Raw genomic sequence first — 4647 nt, 5'->3', positions numbered from 1 at the left:
CCTTAGTCGTCGGCCGCGTTTCATGGGCGAGCCCCCGGTTTCCCTGCGGGGGCCTCGCCCTTTTTACGCGGGTTGACGACGGTGCGCCGCCGGGCGCGCACGGTGAGCGACGCGAAGGCCGGGAGCAGTTCCGGCCGCCGCGACGACGGCTGGAACGCTCCCGGCCTTCCGGTCCGTCGAACGCGGCGCCGTCGGGCTCGCGTGAGGCATGAGGGGGGCGTGCGGGGGCGTTCGTCCATGAGGTGGCTGCGCGGGCGGTCGGAACGGCGTACCGAGGGGCGGTGGCCGTGCGGCGCCGACGGGATCGCGCGGGGCCTGCGTGAGGCGCGAGGGGGGCGGGTGGGGTGGTGCGAGCCCAGGGGGCGCTGCGCGGTGCGTGGGACCGGCGCGTGGGACCGGCGCGAGGGGGCGAGGGCGGGAAGGGTTACGAGTGTGCGCCGGGGGTGAGGTACGGCACGGACGAGGGCCCGGCCTCCCGCAGGGGAGACCGGGCCCTCGTCGTGGTGGTTTACGCCTTGCGCAGGCGGAACGTCAGGGACAGTCCCTCGTCCGTGAACGTCTCACCGTAGGTGTCGTCCGCCTCACCCTGGGCGAAGTCCGTGGCCAGGACCTCGTCTGCGATCAGGGCCGCGTGCTCGCCGAGCGCCGCGATCACCGCCGGGTCCGTGGAGGTCCAGCGCAGCGCGATCCGGTCGGCCACGTCGAGGCCGCTGTTCTTGCGGGCCTCCTGGATCAGCCGGATCGCGTCACGGGCCAGGCCCGCCTGCCGCAGCTCCTCGGTGATCTCCAGGTCCAGCGCGACCGTGGCACCCGCGTCGGAGGCCACCGACCAGCCCTCGCGCGGGGTCTCCGTGATGATCACCTCGTCCGGGGCCAGGGTGACCGTCTCGCCGTCGACCTCCACCGACGCCGTGCCCTCGCGCAGCGCCAGGGACAGCGCGGCCGCGTCGGCGGCGGCGACCGCCTTGGCCACGTCCTGCACCCGCTTGCCGAAACGCTTGCCCAGCGCGCGGAAGTTGGCCTTGGCCGTGGTGTCGACCAGGGAGCCGCCGACCTCGGAGAGAGACGCGAGCGCGGTCACGTTCAGCTCCTCCGTGATCTGCGCGTGCAGTTCACGGTCGAGGGAGTCGAAGCCCGACGCGGCCACCAGGGCGCGCGACAGCGGCTGACGGGTTTTGACGCCCGACTCCGCGCGCGTGGCGCGGCCCAGCTCCACCAGGCGCCGTACCAGGACCATCTGGCGCGACAGCTCCGGGTCGATCGCGGACAGGTCCGCCTCCGGCCAGGACGTCAGGTGCACCGACTCCGGGGCGCCCGGGGTCACCGGCACCACCAGGTCCTGCCAGACCCGCTCGGTGATGAACGGGGTCAGCGGGGCCATCAGCCTGGTGACCGTCTCGACGACCTCGTGCAGGGTGCGCAGCGCCGCCTTGTCGCCCTGCCAGAAGCGACGGCGGGAGCGGCGGACGTACCAGTTGGACAGGTCGTCGACGAACGCGGACAGGAGCTTGCCGGCGCGCTGGGTGTCGTAGGCCTCCAGAGCCTGCGTCACCTGGTCGGTGAGCGCGTGGAGTTCGGACAGCAGCCAGCGGTCGAGCACGGGACGGTCGGCCGGGGCCGGGTCGGCCGCGCTCGGCGCCCAGCCGGTCGTACGGGCGTACAGGGCCTGGAAGGCGACCGTGTTCCAGTACGTCAGGAGCGTCTTGCGCACGACCTCCTGGATGGTGCCGTGGCCCACCCGGCGGGCCGCCCACGGGGAGCCGCCGGCCGCCATGAACCAGCGGACCGCGTCGGCGCCGTGCTGGTCCATCAGCGGGATCGGCTGCAGGATGTTGCCGAGGTGCTTGGACATCTTGCGGCCGTCCTCGGCGAGGATGTGGCCGAGGCAGACGACGTTCTCGTACGAGGACTTGTCGAAGACCAGCGTGCCGACCGCCATCAGCGTGTAGAACCAGCCGCGGGTCTGGTCGATGGCCTCGCTGATGAACTGGGCCGGGTAGCGGGACTCGAACAGTTCCTTGTTCTTGTACGGGTAGCCCCACTGCGCGAACGGCATCGAACCCGAGTCGTACCAGGCGTCGATGACCTCCGGCACGCGCGTGGCCGTCTTCGCGCACTGCGGGCAGGCGAAGGTGACCTCGTCGATGAACGGGCGGTGCGGGTCGAGCTGCGACTGGTCGGTGCCGGTCAGCTCGGTGAGCTCCGCGCGCGAACCGATCACGGTGAGGTGGTCGTCCTCGCAGCGCCAGATCGGCAGCGGGGTGCCCCAGTACCGGCTGCGGGACAGCGCCCAGTCGATGTTGTTGTTCAGCCAGTCGCCGAAGCGGCCGTGCTTGACCGTGTCCGGGAACCAGTTGGTCTTCTCGTTCTCCTGGAGGAGACGGTCCTTGATCGCCGTGGTGCGGATGTACCAGGACGGCTGCGCGTAGTACAGCAGCGCGGTGTGGCAGCGCCAGCAGTGCGGGTAGCTGTGCTCGTACGGGACGTGCCTGAAGAGGAGGCCGCGCTGCTGGAGGTCCTCGGTGAGCCGTTCGTCCGCCTTCTTGAAGAAGACGCCGCCGACCAGCGGGACGTTCTCCTCGAAGGTGCCGTCCGGGCGGACCGGGTTGACGACCGGCAGGCCGTAGGAGCGGCAGACCTTGAGGTCGTCCTCGCCGAAGGCGGGGGACTGGTGGACCAGACCCGTGCCGTCCTCGGTGGTGACGTACTCGGCGTTGACCACGAAGTGGGCGGGTTCCGGGAACTCGACCAGCTCGAACGGACGTTGATAGGTCCAGCGCTCCATCTCGGCGCCGGTGAAGCTCTGTCCGGTGGTCTCCCAGCCCTCGCCGAGCGCCTTGGCGACGAGCGGCTCGGCGACGACCAGCTTCTCCTCGCCGTTCGTCGCGACGACGTACGTCACCTCGGGGTGCGCGGCGACGGCCGTGTTGGAGACCAGCGTCCAGGGGGTCGTCGTCCAGACGAGGAGCGCGGCCTCGCCGGCCAGCGGACCGGAGGTGAGCGGGAAACGGACGTACACGGACGGGTCGACGACCGTCTCGTAGCCCTGGGCCAGCTCGTGGTCCGAGAGGCCCGTGCCGCAGCGCGGGCACCAGGGGGCGACGCGGTGGTCCTGGACCAGCAGGCCCTTGTCGAAGATCTCCTTCAGCGACCACCAGACCGACTCGACGTACTCCGGGTCCATGGTCCGGTAGGCGTCGTCCAGGTCGACCCAGTAGCCCATGCGGGTCGTGAGCTCGGCGAAGGCGTCGGTGTGGCGGGTGACGGACTCGCGGCAGCGGGCGTTGAACTCGGCGATGCCGAACGCCTCGATGTCCTGCTTGCCGCTGAAGCCGAGCTCCTTCTCGACCGCCAGCTCCACCGGCAGGCCGTGGCAGTCCCAGCCGGCCTTGCGGGCCACGTGGTAGCCGCGCATGGTGCGAAAGCGCGGGAAGACGTCCTTGAAGACGCGCGCCTCGATGTGGTGGGCGCCCGGCATGCCGTTGGCGGTGGGCGGACCCTCGTAGAACACCCACTCGGGGCGGCCCTCGGACTGGTCCAGGCTCTTGGCGAAGATCTTCTGCTCGCGCCAGAAATCGAGCACCGCGTGCTCGAGGGCGGGCAGGTCTACCTGGGCGGGCACCTGGCGGTACGACGTCATCGAACTTCCTCCGGCGGACGTGCTGCCTTCCGTCGGAGGGACGAGAGCCTTCTTGGCTGTCTACGCCGTGTGCGGCGCGCTCCCGCGGTACCACCCTCCTTGGCCCTCCGGAGCGCCCTGTGCGCCGGTGAGCCCCCTCATTGGGGTCGCGAGCCGGTTCTACCGACCGCTGCTGGTGTGCTGCGGCTTTCTTCCGGCGGCTCCGGGGTGATCTTCGCGTCGCGCTCGCCCCCGGGCTTCCACCGTCCCCGGGTCGCTCTGGGCTGCGTACGCCGCTACTCGTCCCCATCCATGCTTTTCGCTGCGCCCAGTGTACGGCGCGACGCGGCCGGCGGCCGACCGGTTTTCCGGCGCCCCGGGCACCGGGACGGTCGCTGTCCGGGATGACCCGAATAGCGAGGTGTGCGTGTTCGGATTCCTGGACCGGGGGCTCGGCGGATTACCCGGCGGGGAGCTGGGCACAACGCTTGCATGTCGGCCGCGCGGCACTCGCGAGGCGGCGAATCGGGCGGCGTGCCCCGTTGCCGCGGGACTCGGGTCGATTTATCGTCCCAGCACGATTCGCGAGCAAGATCACAATATGTGAAGGGGCCGCGACCATGGTGGCGAAGAAGACCGCCGTACAGCAGCCGTCGTCCCGCAGGTCCACGAGCGAGGCGGCCTCCGGCGCGGCCACGGACGTGGGCGGGAAGAAGAGCGTCCGGGCGAAGGAGAAGGCGGCCGGGAAGTCGGCGGTGTCGGTCGCGAAGGCGTCGTCGAGGACGGTTTCGCCGAAGAAGGCGGGCGCCGAGCGGACGGGAAGCGGGAAGGCGGACGCCGGGAAGGCGGTCTCGAAGAAGGCGGGAACCGGGAAGGCGGTAACCGGCAAGGCGGGCTCGAAGAAGGCCGGTACCGGGAAGAGGACTCCGGACGCCGTGGCCGTCGGGGACGCGGCCGAGGAGGCGAGGGCCGCCAGGAGCCGGGCCACCGCCCAGGGGGCGGCCGCCCGCAGGACCACGCCCGCCGCC

The 4647-nt window shown here is 71.3% G+C and carries 1 protein-coding gene and 1 pseudogene; one reads left to right on the top strand and one right to left on the bottom strand.

The window, feature by feature from the left end:
* Positions 1-508: 508 nt before the first annotated feature.
* On the bottom strand, positions 509-3640 hold the full coding sequence (ileS, locus tag ABT085_RS44025) for an isoleucine--tRNA ligase (RefSeq protein ID WP_351622151.1): 3132 nt from the start codon (positions 3638-3640) through the stop codon (positions 509-511).
* A gap of 599 nt (positions 3641-4239) precedes the next feature.
* On the opposite strand from ileS, the pseudogene ABT085_RS44020 reads away from it, so the two are divergent.
* Positions 4240-4647 (top strand): annotated as a pseudogene (locus tag ABT085_RS44020) (TraR/DksA family transcriptional regulator); the annotation flags it as partial.

The sequence above is a fragment of the Streptomyces sp. NPDC002265 genome, assembly GCF_040296125.1.
Taxonomy (GTDB): Bacteria; Actinomycetota; Actinomycetes; order Streptomycetales; family Streptomycetaceae; genus Streptomyces.
Note: the sequence above shows the minus strand (reverse complement) of the source record. Positions and strands in the feature narration are given on the sequence as shown.

Excerpts from the sequence above, each read along its gene's own strand:
- ileS (WP_351622151.1), bottom strand. The coding sequence starts at position 3,640 with ATGACGTCGTACCGCCAGGTGCCCGCCCAGGTAGACCTGCCCGCCCTC.